This is a genomic window from Serratia sp. (in: enterobacteria), from assembly GCF_046715635.1.
In the GTDB taxonomy this organism is placed as follows: Bacteria; Pseudomonadota; Gammaproteobacteria; order Enterobacterales; family Enterobacteriaceae; genus Chania.
Genome location: NZ_JBKJYW010000305.1, coordinates 1 through 15920 on the forward strand (window position 1 = coordinate 1; position 15920 = coordinate 15920).

Sequence of the window (15920 nt, forward strand, 5' to 3'; positions counted from 1 at the left end):
AAAACTGTCTGCCTTATTAAAGCTATTTCCATGACGGAAAACGGGGAAAATAAGATGAACGCAAGCGTAGGGATGTTCAATACGTTTTTAACCTGCCACTGGTTCAGTGATGAAGCCAAAGAGATCTGGTCGGATTTTAATACATTACAGGGTTGGCTTGATGTGGAAGTGGCCCTCGCGAAGGCGCAAGCGGAACTGGATATGATCCCGGCTGATGCCGCACAGGTGATTGCACAGAAGGCCGATGCCAGTCTGTTCGATATGGACCGAATCGCTAAAGGGATCAAGGAAACCATGCACCCGCTGGTGCCGTTTTTACACCAGTTTGAGGAAATTTGCGGAAAGGAAGCCGGAGCCTACATCCACTGGGGCGCAACCACACAAAACATCATTGATGCCGGGGCTGTCCTGCAATTGAGAAAGTCCCACAAATTGCTGATGAAGGGGCTTGATGACGTGTTGGTACAACTGGCTGCGCTGGCTGACAAAAACAAAGCTACGCCGCAGGCCGGACGCACACACGGTCAGCATGCGCTGCCCATCACCTTCGGTTTTAAGGTCGCGGCATGGCATGAAGAAGTACGTCGTCACTACGGGCGACTGACACTGGCCGCTCATGATGCCTTTTCGGTCAGCATGGGTGGGGCGGTTGGAACCTTTGCCTCCATGGAAGGCAAGGGCCGAGCGGTGCAAGACAAGATGGCCCTGGAGTTTAACCTCGTTTCACCGGTAGTGCCGGTGAGAACATCCTGCGACAGCCTGTCGGCTTATCTCTGCACGTTAGGGCTGATGGGCGCAACGTTTGAAAAAATCGCCCGGGAAATCATCTTCCTGCAACGCACGGAGATTGATGAAGTGGAAGAGCAATTCCACTACGGCAAAATTGGCAGCTCCACCATGCCGCAAAAGAAAAATCCACAGCAGGCCATGAATATCGTGACCATGGCGCAGATGTTGCGGTCGCGTATGGGGCTTGCAGGTATGTCGATGGTGCGCATGAACGAAGGGTATGCCGCGCAGGAGCACCTGATTGACCTGCTGCTGCCCGAAGTCAGCATTTTTGCCATATCCATTGTTGAAAACATGGCGCAGTTGAGCTCGGGTCTGAAAGTCAATGCTGACCGGATGCTGGAAAACCTTAACGCCACTGGCGGGTTGATCCTCTCCGAGTCCGTGATGCTGGAGTTGGCACGCTACATCGGCAGACCTGCAGCACACCATGCAATTTACAATGCGGCACTGGCAAGCGCGGATAAGGGGATCACTTTTGAAACAGCGATCCATGCAGAGCTGGCCGATCAGCAATTGCCCGATGAGCTTGACTTAAAAACACTGCTTGTGCCGCAAAACTACCTGGGCGAAGCACAGGACTGTGTGGAGCGGGAAACCGGGAGCGGTCCCGTTTACTGACATCTCCGAACGGTCATCCACAACCTGAATATGATAGGGGGTACCTATGATGAAGGTTGAACGTCACAGAGAGATTATCTGGCGGCTAAAGCGGCAGGGCGTGGCGAAAGTTGCCTGGCTTGCCACACAACTTGGTGTGACCCCGGAAACAATCCGTGCCGACCTGAATGAACTCTCTGACAAAGGTCTCATTACGCGCTGCCATGGCGGCGCGGTAATGGAAATGAACGCGCTGGGTGATGTTGCGCAGGAAGAAATCATTCGGTGTTTAAGTCATGACATCTGGTCAGTTGATTACGGAATGGAAAATGAATTGATGAAAACCAAAGTATGTGTGCTGGGCTCTTTCAATGTGGACATGATCAGTTACCTGCCACGTTTCCCCATGCCCGGAGAGTCGCTTCTGACCACGCAGTTTCTTTTCTCTGCGGGTGGAAAGGGCAGTAACCAGGCGCTGGCAGTCAGCCGTGCGGGGGCGTATGTGCATTTTATCGCCAAGGTAGGAACTGACCAGTTCAGCAGTTATGCAACGGACTATATCTCTTCTTCGGGGATTCAGTCTTCCACCCTCTACCAGAGTGAAGAGCATCAGACCGGTACCGCGCTGATCTTTGTCGAGCAGGCCAGTGGCGAGAACATGATTGCCATCACGCCGGGGGCCAATATGGCAATTTCGGCGCAGGAGGTGCGGATGCAGCAGGACAAGATCGCTCAGGCCAACATCATCCTGCTGCAACTGGAAACCAATAGGGAGGCCCTGCGGGAAATCATCGCCATCGGGCAGGAGAAGAGCATTCCAGTGATGCTCAACCCCGCGCCTTACAGCGATGTGGTCAATGAACTGATCGGGCAACTTGAATATCTGACGCCCAATCAGACAGAGGCCAGCCTGATCTCAGGTATTGACATCACTGATGAGGTTTCCGCGCAAAGAGCTGCTGAAGTGATCCATCGCCAGGGGGTGGGAACGGTCATCATCACGCTGGGGGTAAAAGGCTCAGTGGCCTTTGACGGAGAGCACTTTATTCATACCCCGGCATTTCCTGCGGTAGTCAAAAATACCGCGGGAGCGGGGGATGCGTTCAGTGGCTCCCTGGCTGCGGCGCTGGCAAAAGGTGAGCCGCTTAAATATGCGCTGTGTTACGCCTCGGCGTTTGCTTCGCTGGCAGTGGAAACCAACAGTGCATCGGACATGCCTGAAGACGCGGCGGTGATGGGACGTATCGCACAAAACCGCCTTGCCCAGCGCGTGACGGCTGTATCTGCCTGAACTTAGAAAGTCGTAAACGACATGCCGGTACCTCATACCGGCAACCTTTTTCAGATTCAACATGCAAGTTGAAGGGGGATTTATGCCGTTAAATTATAAAAAACTAATAATCTGGACACTGGGCATTCCACTGGTGCTGCTGGCCGTCTATGCCAGCCTGGGAATGAATGCGTTCGTGCTGTCGGTATCGGTGGTGATGGTCGGGCTGGTTGCCAGAGGCATTATTGCTGATATCTATCCGCAGGCGCTGGTCCTGGTGGGTGGGATGGTGCTGCTGGTAATGGCCGCCTTCATGTTTCCTGAAACGCCACTGGTCAAAGCCAGTAGCGGCTCACGATTCATTGATGTGTTTGGCAATATCAGCGAGGTATTCAGTAGTAACCTTACCAGTCTGGGATTGACCATCATGGTGATCGCGGGATTTTCCCGCTACATGCATGAGATTGGTGCGTCACAAAAACTGGTGGTGATCTCGGTCAAACCATTGGGCCTGCTGAAATCCCGTTATTTCCTGCTGGGGTGCTGTTTTATACTGATCCAGTTGCTGGCCATGTTTCTCACCAGTCCGGCGGGGTTGTCACTGCTGCTGATGTCCACCCTTTACCCGATACTGCGCTCGGTGGGATGCAGTAAAGGAGCTGTTGCCTCTGTGATTGCCAGCATCTGTATCAACTATGGTCCTGCAGATGTGGGTAACATCCTGATTGCCGAACTCGCCGGAGTAGAGGTTTTTGATGTGTTTCTATCTCAGGTTCCGGTGCTGGCCATTGTCTTTCCTTTCATTGGCGTGATGCATATGGTGATGCAGCGTTACTGGGACCGCAGGGAAGCACAGGCGGGGCTGATTGATGAGAAAGATTCGTTGGTGGAGGATGAATCATCCGCTCCGGATGTGCCACTTTACTATGCACTGTTTCCAGTACTCCCGCTGGTGGTCCTGTTTGTGTTTTCAGATCTGGCCCAGGATTTCTTCCCTGAAGGGATGAAGTTCAAGGTGGGGATACTTCCGGCTCTGCTGATGTCGTTTTTCCTGGCGCTCTTTGTGGACTTTGCGCGGTCGCTGGATGTGAAAGCCGCGGCGCAGAAAATCAGCTTCATGTTTGAACAGATGGGACAGTCATTCATGGCGATTGTCTCGATCCTGATTTGTGCGCAAGTGCTGGCTCAGGGCCTCATCAAAATCGGTTTCGTCAGCATCCTCTTCAATCTGCTGCCTGCAGGTGAGCATACCCACGTACTGATTGTGCTGTTCTTCTCGTTGTTCATCTTTGTAAGTGCAGCGGTCCTGGGCACGGCGACGACCTTCAGTGCGTTTGCTCCGTTGGCCGCAGAAATGGCAAAAACCGGAGGGGTATCCATCGTCAAGATGCTGATGTCAATGAACTACTCGGGAGCCTTTGGGCGGGCGTGTTCGCCGATTGCCGGGTTTATCATCGCGGTCTCGGGATTGGTTGGACTCAAACCCTATGACCTGATCAAGCGTAACTCGGTGCAGTTGATCAGCGGGTATGTGCTGATACTCACGCTGAATTACCTGTGGATTGATTAGGGATATCAGGGAGCGTTAAATATATTTCGCGTGGCGATTAACCGCGATTAAAAATATCTGTGCTTACGTTTTATCTCAATATACAACAGCAATATATAAAGCATTCGTCAGAATGAAGCAGATGGTAAATTATCATACCACTGCCCACACTTGCCTTAAAAATAGACTTTAACTGAAATGTGCCTTATTTCAGCCAGGGCTTTGTACGCCGTGTAAAGGGTGAAAATAAGGAAGCGGATAATAAAAATGGGTGAATGATATGAAAACGAAAATGATGATAGTAGCAGCGCTACTGGGCTGCACATTTTATAGCAATGCCGTGACCATTGACTTGCGCCATGAGTATGTAGATATCAGTGAGCAAAACAGAAACCGGATATTGGTTTCACACCGTTTTGCCAGTGGTGTGGGTTTATCCATCGAGGGCATGCTCAAGTCTGGCGGAAATAACACAGATAAGCCATTTTCTGACATGGTGGATAACGGCACGGAATACAGCGTCAGTTATTTAAATAAACTTACACCAGCAGTGAATGTGCAACCGGGTTTTGAATTTGCCACGACCTCCACGACTTCTGTTTATAAGCCTTATCTGAGGGCGCAATACAGTTTCAGTAACGGGTTATATGTGAGTGGGCGTTATCGTTATGAATATGTCAGAAACACAACGCAGGGCAAGGATGATGAACATGTAAACCGGGGCGATATATGGCTGGGTTACAAGTATGACAATCTGACTTTTGAGCTCAATGGTGTGTATAAAAAGAGCGATCAGATTAAATTTGATAACAGAAAAGAGGATTACGAGTATAACGGCAGGATTGCCTGGAAATATGATGCCAACTGGACACCTTATGTGGAACTGGGCAATGTTGCCGTAGCGGCAAACAGTTCTGAGAGACAAACGCGCTATCGCCTTGGAATGCAATATACATTCTGAGTGCGCACAGAATAGATTTGCCAGATGATGCAGGACTGTCGGATTATCTGATTGAAACAAGGCTATAAACGCCCTGTTTCAATCTCTTGTACCTGTGTTGATATATCTGTTCCACGAGATAACCCAGGCTAAGCTACCCCCTCCTGTTCATCGCCCCATGAGGCACTGATTACGTGTCTCATTTGTCTACTGAATTCCATCATTAATCAAGAACATCGCCCTTAGTACCTCAAGGCCGTGGTCAAAAATGTCTTTGAACTAGACGCCCAGCTTGGATAAGTGGATAGAAATGCTCAATGCACTTCTGCGTTACAAGACTTTGCCGGGGCATTGAGCAGAGCAGAAAGGCTCTACAGCGTACTGATTGCATGGTGCGAAGCCTGTAGGTATGTGAAATATAACAATAAACAATAACTTAATATGCATTCGGGTTAGGTCAACCCGAGCTGTTGGTGCTATGATCTGCCTGGTCGCGATAGTGAAATGTCATTTTCAACGATTGCTCAGTGCTCTCAATCTTGACTGAGCCCCTTCAAGCCCCCCAACTATTGATAAAGCATATGTTGCTTATGTTTGTTCGTGATGGCGGAGCATTTTGTTCATATCAAGTAATAGCGTAGTTTTATCTAAACTGATAAATTATCTGGATTGGAATAAATGTGATAACTGTATATGAAAAAATTCTGCAGGCAGGAACGTTAACTGTTTCAGTCAATCCATCCTCTAATAAAATTGAGGATATATTTGATGTGGCCCAGAGAGAGAATCCCAAACGAGCTTTCCTTTTTATCAGTAAGGTTCTTGGGCATCATATTCCCGTAGCGCCCAATAAAACACGTAAGGCCTTTCGGAATCTAGTTTCTAAACTTCCCTCGAATATTGAGGGCCCCATACTGTTTGTTGGTATGGCAGAAACTGCCGTCGCTTTGGCTTGCGGGATATATCAGGAGGCCCGTAATAAATATCCTGATAGTGTATTACTGCTGACAACACGCCATCCGACTGAAGAAAAATTACTTTGTAACTTTAAAGAGTTGCACAGCCATGCGACAGATCATCTGCTATTCTATCCACAATGTCCGCAGATGCAGGAGAAGGTGGATAACGCCCAGACGCTGATCTATATTGATGATGAAACAACAACGGGTAACACTTTTTTAAATTTATTTAATGCGCTGGAAAATGCACGAGAAACAAAATTCAGGCAGGTGATTACCGTAAACCTTGCAGACTGGAGTGATGATGGGTTGGAAAATCGAATCGATGCTGATTTTTCATCGTTTTCCTTACTTTCTGGCCGCTGGAATTGGAAACCTAAATTGGGTGCTCCCTCCGTATCAATGCCCAATGTCAATGTGTCCACTCCCGGCAAACTTTCTTTGTCGAAACGGCAGGACTGGGGGCGATTAGGCATGATGGAGTGTCATTGCGAAATCGGTGAGCATATTCATGCCAAATCCGGTGAGCGGATACTGGTTATCGGCACTGAAGAGTTCGTCTGGCCTCCGTTCTTGCTGGCTGAACGCCTGGAGAAGGAAGGGGCGGATGTACAATTTTGTGCGACCACACGTAGCCCACTCGCTCAAGGGTTTGCAGTCAGTTCAGTATTTACGTTTGAGGATAACTACGGACAAGGGATCCCCCATTTTATCTATAATATCGGCCATAGGCGTTATGATCGCATTATCATTGGCGCTGAAACACCAGTAGGCTCTCTATCAGTCAGTTTGATTAGCAAGCTTCGGTCTATATCTGGTACTGTTGAATGTCTCTATTATGAATAAACCTATCTGTTTTGTTGATCTGGATGACACGCTTTTTCAGACGCAGGCCAAAATGACAAAGCATCAGTTAGCAGATCCTTTTTGTATTGCCGCGGTATCTCCAGAGGGTGCGCCGCGCAGCTTTATGACACAAGAGCAGTCACATTTTGTTGACTGGCTGTCATCATCAACCCATTTTATCCCTGTCACTGCACGAAGTACAAGAGAGTTAAACCTTGTTAATCTGAGCTTTAATTCGTGGAAGGTGGCGGCTCATGGAGGCGTAATTATTACGCCAACAGGTGAAGCGGACTCGGTCTGGCAGAATGATGTCGTGATGAAATTGAACGAGTACGGTACACAACTGAATGCCATGTATCACTTTCTTATACGGCGTCTGCCTAAAGGCCAGGATATTACTGTAAAGCTTTATACTGAATATGGTGATGTGCCAATCTATCTTTCATTGAAACTCGGAGACTATTGTCCTCTAGACACAGCAGAGATTCTGGTAGCTGAAATGCACAGGGAATTCGACACGAAAAGATATCGTGTCCACAAAAATGAGAACAATATACATTGGCTACCCCTTTGTATTGACAAAGGCCATGCTGTTGAGTGTCTGCTGAAAATATTAAAGAATGAATATAGTCAGATACCTGTTCTGGGGTTTGCAGACAGTATCAATGACTTCGGTTTTTTAAAACACTGTTCATGGTTTGGCTCCCCTCAGCATAGTCAGCTTGCATCATTGACGAAAAAACACTATTAGCAGCAAGAAATAATCAAGATGCGGGTGATGTTTATTCACCAGCCCAGCGGGTCTGACTTTATTATTCATGTCCTTGCTCTATCCGTTATTGCGCTCAGTCAGGTGCTGTATAGGCTTTATCTGCATCAACTATGGTCCAGGAAATGATACACATGCTTAACGAGTTGTTGGTGGGTTACATTGATGAGGGGTGAATCGGTTAAGAGGTACCAGGGCCGTTGAGGTGTCTGAAGTACGAACTGTAAATACTGGTATTCTGGACTAAGTAGGTTGGCCCCGGCTTTTCCCAATCTGAATTCAGTATCGTGCATTCTGGTCTCTGAAGCATTATTCCTCTCAATGAAATTGGACCCTAACGAGAGTGGTGTCCGGTGGTGTCTATCAGGTTAAGAGTCGACGATTGACCTCAGCAAATTTACCTTGCAGCGTTCTTTCACTCAGACCCATCAGATGACCGTGATGGGCTGCCAAGGCACTGATAACGGCTTCCTGGGTTCTGAATAATGAGTAAGGCTGACCCGAGGGGGAGTGACCCAGCAGGAGCTTTAACATGCAGCCGATGATGTTGAGATAGGTGTTTTCGGCACGGTCGCTGCAAGGCATATTTGTGTCAGCACCTTCTGGTTGATAGCGCTTGAGCAAGGATGCATATTGTTCCTGTAATTGTTCATGGGATATCTGGCATTGCGCCAATTGAGATTTTAAAGCCTCACGTTCGACCAGCAATGCCATTGCTGTATTCACGGTGATGGTCGAATGTGTCACCTGTTCTGGATCACTGAACAAAAATGATGGGCGCTGATCAGGGTAGTACCGATTCATCCAGATCTTCAGATCAACATGCCTGACAGTGACTTCAGGATGGCTCAGCAGGGTTTCATCCTTAATGGTGATCCCATCTTTTCCATAAGGCAGCTCATTATTGAGCATGGCATCGAATATTCTTTCTGTATTCATCCGCAGAGCAGGCCATTGATGGAGCTCATGGGGGGCAGGCCGGTTTTTTGTCTGCGTGACATTTAAGATTTGATTTTCATGCTGAACCAGGCCGCTCCAGCGAATGGCGGCTTCAATGGGACGGTAATAGATTTTCGATAAAGGGTTATAGTGATGATCTTTGTGCTGCATATTCGCACCTCGCTCTATGGATAACTCATGTTTTGGCATGATGTTTCATGGCAAGATCAGTAACCTCCAGCACTATTCATGCCTGTTGAAAAAACATTCTTCCTGGTTCCCATGAGTGGGTAGTAAATAGCATAATAATCAACTTTATTTTAATTTTTTGATAACACTATTCTTCAGTATAAAATGCAAGCGCAATAGACACGACCAGACGATTTCGTTTGATTGAATCTAGCTCATGCTTTCGTAGCTTAATGATTTCCTTGACCTATACCTGTCATAAGTTTGATTGCCTGGTTAAATATCACCCAAAAGTGGTATTAAATCTACATCAATTTAAAAATAATAATAGTATGCTGCAATTTTGATTTTGTTCGACCATTTGGTCTGAAGAATAAATATTAAATAGATAAATAAATAAAATTTAGGCATTATCTGAAGTATATGGCAAATTGATTCCGATCAAGTTTGGCGGTATTCACTATAATGGCAGGATATACTAAAATTGATATTCGGGTGATTCCATACATTCTGCAAGACAGATTCGTTCAAATTCACCAGAGGTATCGGGCACCGAATGTGCCATTGATATCGGAAAAATGATTCTGTCCGCTCTGCATTGCAACGGCACCCCAGATAGTCCAGTTTTTTGCCAGTTCAGCTTGAATCCCGGTTTTGAGTTCAAAGCGGTTTTTCGGCATATCCTGCCGCACAACGATACCTACGACCTGAAAGGTGTGGTGACGATCAGTTGTGTTCAGTTTGCACTGTTCTTTGTGGATTTCTGGTTTCAACTGGCACGCTGGATCGACAGTACCATCCTTGATGCCCTGTACGGTAGCGGTTCGCCGCATAGCAATTACGACCCGCTGATGGGATTGAATAACGCCTTTGGCGATATGTTGCTGAACTTTGTAATGGCATCTATGTTTATCATTCTTCCCACATTCTGGATTAGTGCTTTAACTTGGGCAGGTATTCGAGCGGGAGGTATTGCACAGAATTTAGTTAATGGGAGCAAAGATGGACAATCAGCAGGAGCCAAAGGAAGTAGCGTATTGATGAAGATGGGAAAGTGAATGTCTCACTAATTCCGACAATCAAGGCTCTTCATCAGGATCATGGGGATCAATTCGAGAACCATCGGGATGGTACAAACCAAATCCAAGCATACCATTTCGCCATTCTGATTCATTCTCTTCAGGTTCCCTGTCCTGATTTTTTGCAGCCAATGCGGCGACGGTGGCAAACAACACAAGCAGCACTACCCAGAAAGCCAGATAGAACAGCGCACCGACGAGGAGCAGTTTCACTACCCACAGCAATGTTTGACTAAGAGCCGCAGGCATTCCCTGGGTCACACCCCAGACGATCAGGCGTTTTTCCTGACGCAGCCAACCCTGCCAGGCGCGGCCACATGCTGCACCAGCTCGTTGTGCTTTACCGACAGGAGGATGGGTTTTCATAATCTCCACCTTTTCTTCACCGGGTTAAACCTTCCATGGGTCGATGAGATCGACGCCACAATCCACAAAATCCTTGATGTTACGGGTCGCCAGACTTGCCCCCCTTGAGCGAGCCACTGCCGCAATCATGGCATCAAACTGGCTGATGGGCTTGCCTTGGTTTTTCCGGTCTGCCGCAATCTCGGCATACGCATCGGCAGCATCACTGTCAAAGCTTAACACCTGCCCTGCCATGTCCTGATTAAAGATGCCTGATACCGCCTCCCATAATGTCTCCCGACGCTTTCCCTCTGGCAACAGGCGAATACCATAAAGGATCTCTCCGCGTGTCACTGAAGTTGTAAACACAGCAGCACGCGGCTGGCTTGCCAGCCAGGTCACAACATGGGTGTCGGGCGCTGGCCGCAGCATTTCCGACAGTACATTGGTATCCAGAATAATCATCGGTCAATGTCCAGAGGTTCACGGATCGCTTCCCGCGGCGGCAGTTCAAGGTCAATCCCACCTGTCACTGCAATACGATTGCGGATTGCATCCACCAGACCTGGCGTCTGTGCCGATACTGTTGATAAGGCAATACGCAGAATATTTCGCGCTTCATCTTCCATGGAACGACCATGCTGCGCTGCCTGGATACGCAGTTTGGCTTTGAGCTGCTCGTCAAGATTGCGAATTGTCATGCTAGCCATAGGCACCTCCATTAATCAATGATTTCATTTTAAGCATTGATTGCACACTTTTCAAGCAACTCTTGACTAAAGGCCGCAAAAACCATCTATAGGTTTGGCCCACAAACGGATTGCTGATTGTTGCAGAAATCCATATGTGATTTTATTTCCCTATGGATTGTCATCGTTGATGACACCAGCCCAAAACCTGTCAGCATCCGGAAGAACAGGCGATCACTTCAAGTGATGGATGCATGTTTTATCACTCAGTCCTTTATATCAACCCATGCGGGGAAATACCTTCCCCTGTCAGGGTTCGGTGTCTCTCCGTTTCTTAACATTGGAGAAATACCATGTCTTCATCAGCCAATACTGCCGCAGACAAAGAAAGTCCCACAATGACTTTCCTTGGACTCATTCTTTACTCCCTGGGATTCGTCATCGGTAAGCTATGGCAATTTTCCATTCTGTTGTTACGCGTAGCAGCCAAAGGTTTTCTGCAGGCGACCGAACCAGCCCTTCAGGACACTGTATCAACAAAGACCAAATCTGATATTCCGGTCAAACCAATCCCTTTGACACAGGGGAACGTCAAAAAGCAGGTGCCTTACCCTGTGATCCTTATGCAGATAGATGAAGGGTCATCTGATAAAGAAAGGAGGTCCATATCCCCTCGGCCTCCCATTCTGACTCAAGTCGACCTTAACGATGACACCCCTTTTGGGACAGAGAAATCATCCAATGCAGTAATCCGCCCTCTTTAATCATTACTTCACAACACTCCCGGCTTTTTGGGTCAGTTTCAATTTCAAGGTAACCTATCTGAAAGGAAATCATATGGATAATCAACCTAAACTACCCATGCCCGCTCATCTGGCAGCGTTGGTCGAAGCTTGCATCATTTCTGCACGGCAGGAACTTACACGGGTCGGTCACATACAACCTGTGGCATTTATTGGTCATAGCGGTGAAATGAAAACTTTCATTTTTCCACTGGAGGATGCAAACAGCAAAGAAGAAGCGATGGCATTTATCCGCCAATTGGCTGCACGAATGAACGCGGATTTTGTTTTCACCATGACGGAGGCCTGGATGCTTAAGCCTGGCCATACCCGGCAATATCAGGAGATCATTGAACAGTATGGTTCACTTGAAAACACACCCGACAGCATTGAGTGCGTCGTGTTTATGCTTGAAACACACACCGGATCATGGTTTGGAGTTGCCGAGCAGAAACCGCTTGCCGACTCATCCGGCAAAACCTTTGGAGAGGTTGAAATGATCCCGCAGAAAAACCCTGAAGGACGCCTGACCGGCTTGCTTCAGTCGCGAAACAACGGGGAGGTAGTTCATTGAAGCTAATCCACAGTAAAATTGGATAATTTTCTCAATCAAGGGCCTCTTAGGTCGCCCTTGATTTTTTGCTCAATAACAGTCGGCTCATTGGGCATAAAGTGCCGACAAAGGGCCAAAAGGTCTGGAAGGGCAAGGGAATGGAGTTAAGGGGAAAGGCCCTACCCGAAAAGGCTAAAAGGCTCTTCTGACACTTGTCACTTCAGTAATTTAATACTGATATTATTTCAACGCAATAAAACTAATGCAGATGCTAACTCGAACCAAAATTCAATCATACGGCAGGCAAGAGGCCAAGCCGAAACTCAAAGGAGCTAATCATGAAAACAAAACATTTCAAAAGTTTCGCTTGGGCAAGAAAATCAGCGGCAACATCCGTAGTTTTTATTAGAGACACCGAACAGAAAGCATTTGTTCATAGTTGTGAGGTGTCTGATTTCAACGACTCAATAATCCTGGAGCGGTCGTTTTCATGGACTGATAACGACAAAGATAAAAGGACGCTTCGCGTCTTTAGGCTTCGGAACGGGGATACAGCATTTCGTGCTTTCGGCAGTGGCATAGGAAATGATGAGCGTGCCACATCAATTTTTGATCATGAGTCAGATGCCATTGAATATATAAACAAACTCGCTGATGAATACAAAAATAGCGACAAAGGCTGGAAAGAGGTTTTATGAACAACACCGAATTTGAGGCGGCCCGCCGCCTCCTTTTTTTCTCACTTGCTGAGGCAGCGACTATTGTTGCTGGTGTTTCCGAACAGACATGGCGGAGATGGGAAGCTGGCGCCAAGCCAATTCCTGACGATGTTACCGAAACAATGTCATTCTTGATGAAATGGCGTGACAACGCCATTTTAGGGGCCGTCCAGCAACTTGAGGAATCCCCTGATCCTCAAAATACAGAGATTTTTCTGGTCTGGTATCAGACTATGGATGATTTTGGAACCCTCCCGGATCGTGAACCGATTTTTTGGCGACCACATCAATCTGTGTGCTCAGCACTGCTTGCAGCGTTCCCAGGACAGATCAACCTGGTAAAATTTTCCCCTCCTGAATACTCAAAATGGCTTGGTGATCAGCAAGATTCAGAGACCTTACGGTCTGCATGGGCCACTGGAATTTAGTCAGATTGTCGAAATCATGAAGCGTAATTCAGAAGTAGTTAATGATGACTACAACGAGGCGACTAATTCAGCGGGAGAACGCCTTGGATCATTTTTCAGTACGCACCCTGTTCTTCCAGGCATGACCCAGGGGCCGGTTGATGATTGTTCCCCGCTCTGTCTGAGAACTGCAGACAGATTGAGATCAATGCCTGTCAGTCTGAAAGACTATCTCTATGTCGTTCAAAAATACCAAGCCCCAGCAAGAGCCTGGGTTGCCAAATTTTTACCGAAAGAAATTCTGGAGGAAAATCCAAATTTGTGGAGGGCACCCACATCATGGGAAATCAGGCATATCGTAGGTGAGGGAAGTTTTACGGGAATATCTGGAGCAAAAGCCGCTTCTCTAATAGGCACTTCTCCTACAAGTTTTCGGAAATATACTGCTGCGGACGATGCAAAGAGTCGTCAGCGCATAAGCTTTGCTGCTTGGAATTTACTGCTACAGCGTTTATGCATCACTAAGCCGTTGACAACACATATATAATAATGAACTAGGCACGACGAATATTGATCAATTATGGCCCCTGTGCTGGGCTTCATTATCACTTGGTTACTGCTATGACATCACCTCAATTCAAACATCATCCTCAAACTCCTTCACCCGCTGAGATTATTTCTGTACGACAATCACGGAATCTGACACAGGCCAAATCCGCAGCTCTTGTTCATAGCACTCGCCGAACATGGCAATATTGGGAATCAGGGGGTCATAAAATGCACCCAGCGATCTGGGAGTTGTTTTTGATAAAATCAAAGACATAATTAGGATAGACCATCTGGAGTGATCTCGTTGACTCAATCACTTTGTCGAATTGCTCACACATTCCCACAATGAATCAATCGCATTCCCCATCTGGTCATCTCCACCACCTCCGGCCCTGCCTGTGCCGTCATTATTGAACACCAAAAGCCTGCCTGCAGCAGGATCTCTCCAAAATTCGCAGCCACAGTAAATCAGTGATCAACCCCCCGTAAACCTCAGTACCAGAATCCTCTAACAAAGTGGTTTGAACCTCATCCCTATTGTTGATGGTGCAAGGCATTATCTGCATTTACTTTATCTCCCAACGCTCAACGGGTTGGGAATGGTTTCCTCCCGAGCACGACTTCCGGGAGCACCATGTTTTCACTGTTCCAGCGCAGAAAATTACCGCTTACCCCCATTGAAACTCCCCCGGCTGAACTGCCGAAAGGACTGACTCGCCCTGAATTGCCTGGCGTTCTGCTCGCGACTCCGCGTCGGCAGAAGTTACTGGAACATATCTGGCAACGTACATCATTATCCCGCATCCAGTTCGCCACACTCAACCGGTATGTTGTTTGAGCCAGTGCTGCCATTGATCGATATCACCGACCACCTGGATGCCAATCAGATTGATCAGGACAGCCACCAGGATAATCAAACTGGACCAGAATAGCGTTCGGCCGACCTGACGGTTGAACAACCAGCGACAACGAAATAACCTCAGCATCATGGCGTTCCTTTCTTCGGCTTCTGAAGGGTGTCGAGGCGGTTGCGTTCGGTGTCGCCTTCATAAATCCCGCGTGAGCCAGCACTGCGTGCCATGCTGCGTTGGATGATCATCATTGGGGAGTTACCGGCCAATTCGCGTCGCAGCTCAAGTTCGGTTTTGAGGTTATGGATCTCCTGCTCCAGCGTGCTGTTCTCCTGATCCACCGCCTGGGTCGCCAACTGGTTGGCGGCGACATTCGGTTCCTTCTTGCCGGTCATCAGCGTGCGCTGCAACAGCAGGGCTTTTTCTAAAACACTGGACAGGGCAACTTCAGAGGCCAGGCGTTTACCCAGCACATCCTGATCTGGTTCATCGCGCAGCGCCTCAATCACCCCACGGGTTACCGGTAGTGAGTTACTGCTGGCGGCATCCAGATTGGCTGCCGTCATCGGCTTGCTGCCGTTGAGTAGTGACTGCAATGCCAACAACTTGGTATCAAACTCCTCCTGGATCAGGGGCGTCAGGCCGACTCCTGGTGTGGTTTGTGTTTTGGTACAGCTCTCGCAGGTACGTTGCTCCTGCTCTCCCAGCACCCGTGTAGCCCAGGTTGTCTGCGGTAACTGCCGCGTCAGGGTTTCCGAGGGGGAGTGTCGCTTTGAATCGGATTTTTGTCTCAGTGATGAAGATAAAAATGCTGGCTATGCCTTGGCGTGCTGCACTTTTCCACTATCTGGAAACTTGACGGTGAGTTTGGGTCTTGCCGGGTAACGCTGCCGTTTTGCTAATGGGATATGTATGAAAACAGCAATCGCACTACGCCACATCCATTTCGAAGATGTAGGCACGCTCGACACGGCCTTACGGCAATGGCTCCGCTCAAGTCGAGCGCCGGGTTATATTTGATCATCTGATTCTGAATGGCATAGCGCATGATGCTGACGATGCGCTGCTGCAGCCGCATGGCAACCTCCAGAAATCC

General features: G+C 48.0%; 18 protein-coding genes and 4 pseudogenes. 14 read left to right on the plus strand and 8 right to left on the minus strand.

The window, feature by feature from the left end:
* From ACLQ7H_RS15785 to ACLQ7H_RS15810, 6 genes are all read left to right on the plus strand, one after another.
* Positions 1–1410, plus strand: a 1410-nt coding sequence (locus ACLQ7H_RS15785; RefSeq protein ID WP_411753494.1) for an adenylosuccinate lyase family protein, incomplete at its 5' end; no start/stop codon positions are given.
* Between the two features lie 49 nt (positions 1411–1459).
* Positions 1460–2680, plus strand: a complete 1221-nt coding sequence (locus ACLQ7H_RS15790) for a PfkB family carbohydrate kinase (protein ID WP_411753511.1) — start codon at positions 1460–1462, stop codon at positions 2678–2680.
* A gap of 82 nt (positions 2681–2762) precedes the next feature.
* A complete protein-coding gene (gene dcuC / locus ACLQ7H_RS15795; RefSeq protein ID WP_411753495.1) occupies positions 2763–4229 on the plus strand; it encodes a C4-dicarboxylate transporter DcuC in 1467 nt (488 codons plus the stop codon).
* Positions 4230–4488: 259 nt separating this feature from the next.
* Positions 4489–5169 carry an oligogalacturonate-specific porin KdgM family protein gene (locus tag ACLQ7H_RS15800; protein ID WP_411753496.1) on the plus strand — a complete coding sequence of 227 codons (681 nt, stop codon included), beginning with the start codon at positions 4489–4491 and terminating at the stop codon, positions 5167–5169.
* A 659-nt stretch (positions 5170–5828) separates the two neighbouring features.
* Positions 5829–6953: a phosphoribosyltransferase domain-containing protein gene (locus tag ACLQ7H_RS15805; protein ID WP_411753497.1), complete on the plus strand. Its 1125-nt coding sequence runs from the start codon at positions 5829–5831 to the stop codon at positions 6951–6953.
* A complete protein-coding gene (locus ACLQ7H_RS15810; RefSeq protein WP_411753498.1) occupies positions 6946–7704 on the plus strand; it encodes a hypothetical protein in 759 nt (252 codons plus the stop codon). Before ACLQ7H_RS15805 ends, ACLQ7H_RS15810 begins: the two co-directional genes overlap by 8 nt.
* A gap of 381 nt (positions 7705–8085) precedes the next feature.
* Here the strand turns inward: ACLQ7H_RS15810 and ACLQ7H_RS15815 are convergent, their stop codons facing one another.
* Both ACLQ7H_RS15815 and ACLQ7H_RS15820 read right to left on the minus strand, forming a co-directional pair.
* The gene (locus tag ACLQ7H_RS15815; RefSeq protein WP_411753499.1) at positions 8086–8832 is read right to left on the minus strand and encodes a hypothetical protein; all 747 of its coding nucleotides are present in this window, start codon (positions 8830–8832) and stop codon (positions 8086–8088) included.
* A gap of 551 nt (positions 8833–9383) precedes the next feature.
* Positions 9384–9530: an autotransporter outer membrane beta-barrel domain-containing protein gene (locus ACLQ7H_RS15820; RefSeq protein WP_411753500.1), complete on the minus strand. Its 147-nt coding sequence runs from the start codon at positions 9528–9530 to the stop codon at positions 9384–9386.
* Between the two features lie 18 nt (positions 9531–9548).
* Between ACLQ7H_RS15820 and ACLQ7H_RS15825 the strand changes: the two are divergent.
* Positions 9549–9908 (plus strand): annotated as a pseudogene (locus ACLQ7H_RS15825) (conjugal transfer protein TraG N-terminal domain-containing protein); the annotation flags it as partial.
* Positions 9909–9929: 21 nt separating this feature from the next.
* Here the strand turns inward: ACLQ7H_RS15825 and ACLQ7H_RS15830 are convergent.
* Genes ACLQ7H_RS15830 through ACLQ7H_RS15840 form a run of 3 tightly spaced genes read right to left on the minus strand, consistent with a single transcriptional unit; the run spans position 9930 to position 10984 of the window.
* On the minus strand, positions 9930–10295 hold the full coding sequence (locus tag ACLQ7H_RS15830; protein WP_411753501.1) for a DUF3742 family protein: 366 nt from the start codon (positions 10293–10295) through the stop codon (positions 9930–9932).
* A 24-nt stretch (positions 10296–10319) separates the two neighbouring features.
* Positions 10320–10739: a type II toxin-antitoxin system VapC family toxin gene (locus ACLQ7H_RS15835; protein WP_411753502.1), complete on the minus strand. Its 420-nt coding sequence runs from the start codon at positions 10737–10739 to the stop codon at positions 10320–10322.
* Positions 10736–10984 (minus strand): FitA-like ribbon-helix-helix domain-containing protein, encoded by a 249-nt coding sequence (locus ACLQ7H_RS15840; RefSeq protein WP_411753503.1) that lies wholly within the window; start codon positions 10982–10984, stop codon positions 10736–10738. Before ACLQ7H_RS15840 ends, ACLQ7H_RS15835 begins: the two co-directional genes overlap by 4 nt.
* A gap of 332 nt (positions 10985–11316) precedes the next feature.
* On the opposite strand from ACLQ7H_RS15840, the gene ACLQ7H_RS15845 reads away from it, so the two are divergent.
* The 6 genes and pseudogenes from ACLQ7H_RS15845 to ACLQ7H_RS15870 all read left to right on the plus strand — a co-directional run.
* On the plus strand, positions 11317–11727 hold the full coding sequence (locus ACLQ7H_RS15845) for a hypothetical protein (RefSeq protein WP_411753504.1): 411 nt from the start codon (positions 11317–11319) through the stop codon (positions 11725–11727).
* 73 nt (positions 11728–11800) lie between these two features.
* A complete protein-coding gene (locus ACLQ7H_RS15850) occupies positions 11801–12319 on the plus strand; it encodes a hypothetical protein (protein ID WP_411753505.1) in 519 nt (172 codons plus the stop codon).
* Between the two features lie 317 nt (positions 12320–12636).
* Positions 12637–12996 (plus strand): hypothetical protein, encoded by a 360-nt coding sequence (locus tag ACLQ7H_RS15855; RefSeq protein WP_411753506.1) that lies wholly within the window; start codon positions 12637–12639, stop codon positions 12994–12996.
* A complete protein-coding gene (locus ACLQ7H_RS15860; RefSeq protein WP_411753507.1) occupies positions 12993–13445 on the plus strand; it encodes a DUF1870 family protein in 453 nt (150 codons plus the stop codon). Before ACLQ7H_RS15855 ends, ACLQ7H_RS15860 begins: the two co-directional genes overlap by 4 nt.
* 16 nt (positions 13446–13461) lie before the next feature.
* Positions 13462–13971, plus strand: coding sequence for a hypothetical protein (locus ACLQ7H_RS15865; protein ID WP_411753508.1), 510 nt, complete (start codon positions 13462–13464; stop codon positions 13969–13971).
* 636 nt (positions 13972–14607) lie between these two features.
* A pseudogene (locus ACLQ7H_RS15870) lies at positions 14608–14799 on the plus strand (TraI domain-containing protein); the annotation flags it as partial.
* Here the strand turns inward: ACLQ7H_RS15870 and ACLQ7H_RS15875 are convergent.
* Positions 14792–14962 (minus strand): hypothetical protein, encoded by a 171-nt coding sequence (locus ACLQ7H_RS15875; RefSeq protein WP_411753509.1) that lies wholly within the window; start codon positions 14960–14962, stop codon positions 14792–14794. The pseudogene ACLQ7H_RS15870 and the gene ACLQ7H_RS15875 overlap by 8 nt on opposite strands.
* A pseudogene (locus ACLQ7H_RS15880) lies at positions 14959–15615 on the minus strand (integrating conjugative element protein); the annotation flags it as partial. The pseudogene ACLQ7H_RS15880 and the gene ACLQ7H_RS15875, both read right to left, overlap by 4 nt.
* On the opposite strand from ACLQ7H_RS15880, the pseudogene ACLQ7H_RS15885 reads away from it, so the two are divergent.
* Positions 15602–15709: pseudogene (locus tag ACLQ7H_RS15885) on the plus strand (hypothetical protein); the annotation flags it as partial. The pseudogenes ACLQ7H_RS15880 and ACLQ7H_RS15885 sit on opposite strands and share 14 nt — an antisense overlap.
* Before the next feature lie 13 nt (positions 15710–15722).
* Here ACLQ7H_RS15885 and ACLQ7H_RS15890 read toward each other — a convergent pair.
* The coding region (locus ACLQ7H_RS15890; RefSeq protein ID WP_411753510.1) for a phage integrase central domain-containing protein at positions 15723–15920 on the minus strand (198 nt) is incomplete at its 5' end.

What these genes read in the sequence shown, in the direction of transcription:
- ACLQ7H_RS15865 (WP_411753508.1), top strand. Translation starts at nt 13,462, where the DNA reads ATGAAGCGTAATTCAGAAGTAGTTAATGATGACTACAACGAGGCGACT.
- ACLQ7H_RS15800 (WP_411753496.1), top strand. Translation starts at nt 4,489, where the DNA reads ATGAAAACGAAAATGATGATAGTAGCAGCGCTACTGGGCTGCACATTT.
- ACLQ7H_RS15810 (WP_411753498.1), top strand. Translation starts at nt 6,946, where the DNA reads ATGAATAAACCTATCTGTTTTGTTGATCTGGATGACACGCTTTTTCAG.
- ACLQ7H_RS15830 (WP_411753501.1), bottom strand. Translation starts at nt 10,295, where the DNA reads ATGAAAACCCATCCTCCTGTCGGTAAAGCACAACGAGCTGGTGCAGCA.
- ACLQ7H_RS15850 (WP_411753505.1), top strand. Translation starts at nt 11,801, where the DNA reads ATGGATAATCAACCTAAACTACCCATGCCCGCTCATCTGGCAGCGTTG.
- ACLQ7H_RS15815 (WP_411753499.1), bottom strand. Translation starts at nt 8,832, where the DNA reads ATGCAGCACAAAGATCATCACTATAACCCTTTATCGAAAATCTATTAC.
- ACLQ7H_RS15840 (WP_411753503.1), bottom strand. Translation starts at nt 10,984, where the DNA reads ATGGCTAGCATGACAATTCGCAATCTTGACGAGCAGCTCAAAGCCAAA.
- ACLQ7H_RS15860 (WP_411753507.1), top strand. Translation starts at nt 12,993, where the DNA reads ATGAACAACACCGAATTTGAGGCGGCCCGCCGCCTCCTTTTTTTCTCA.
- ACLQ7H_RS15820 (WP_411753500.1), bottom strand. Translation starts at nt 9,530, where the DNA reads ATGCCGAAAAACCGCTTTGAACTCAAAACCGGGATTCAAGCTGAACTG.
- ACLQ7H_RS15845 (WP_411753504.1), top strand. Translation starts at nt 11,317, where the DNA reads ATGTCTTCATCAGCCAATACTGCCGCAGACAAAGAAAGTCCCACAATG.
- dcuC (WP_411753495.1), top strand. Translation starts at nt 2,763, where the DNA reads ATGCCGTTAAATTATAAAAAACTAATAATCTGGACACTGGGCATTCCA.
- ACLQ7H_RS15875 (WP_411753509.1), bottom strand. Translation starts at nt 14,962, where the DNA reads ATGATGCTGAGGTTATTTCGTTGTCGCTGGTTGTTCAACCGTCAGGTC.
- ACLQ7H_RS15790 (WP_411753511.1), top strand. Translation starts at nt 1,460, where the DNA reads ATGAAGGTTGAACGTCACAGAGAGATTATCTGGCGGCTAAAGCGGCAG.
- ACLQ7H_RS15835 (WP_411753502.1), bottom strand. Translation starts at nt 10,739, where the DNA reads ATGATTATTCTGGATACCAATGTACTGTCGGAAATGCTGCGGCCAGCG.
- ACLQ7H_RS15855 (WP_411753506.1), top strand. Translation starts at nt 12,637, where the DNA reads ATGAAAACAAAACATTTCAAAAGTTTCGCTTGGGCAAGAAAATCAGCG.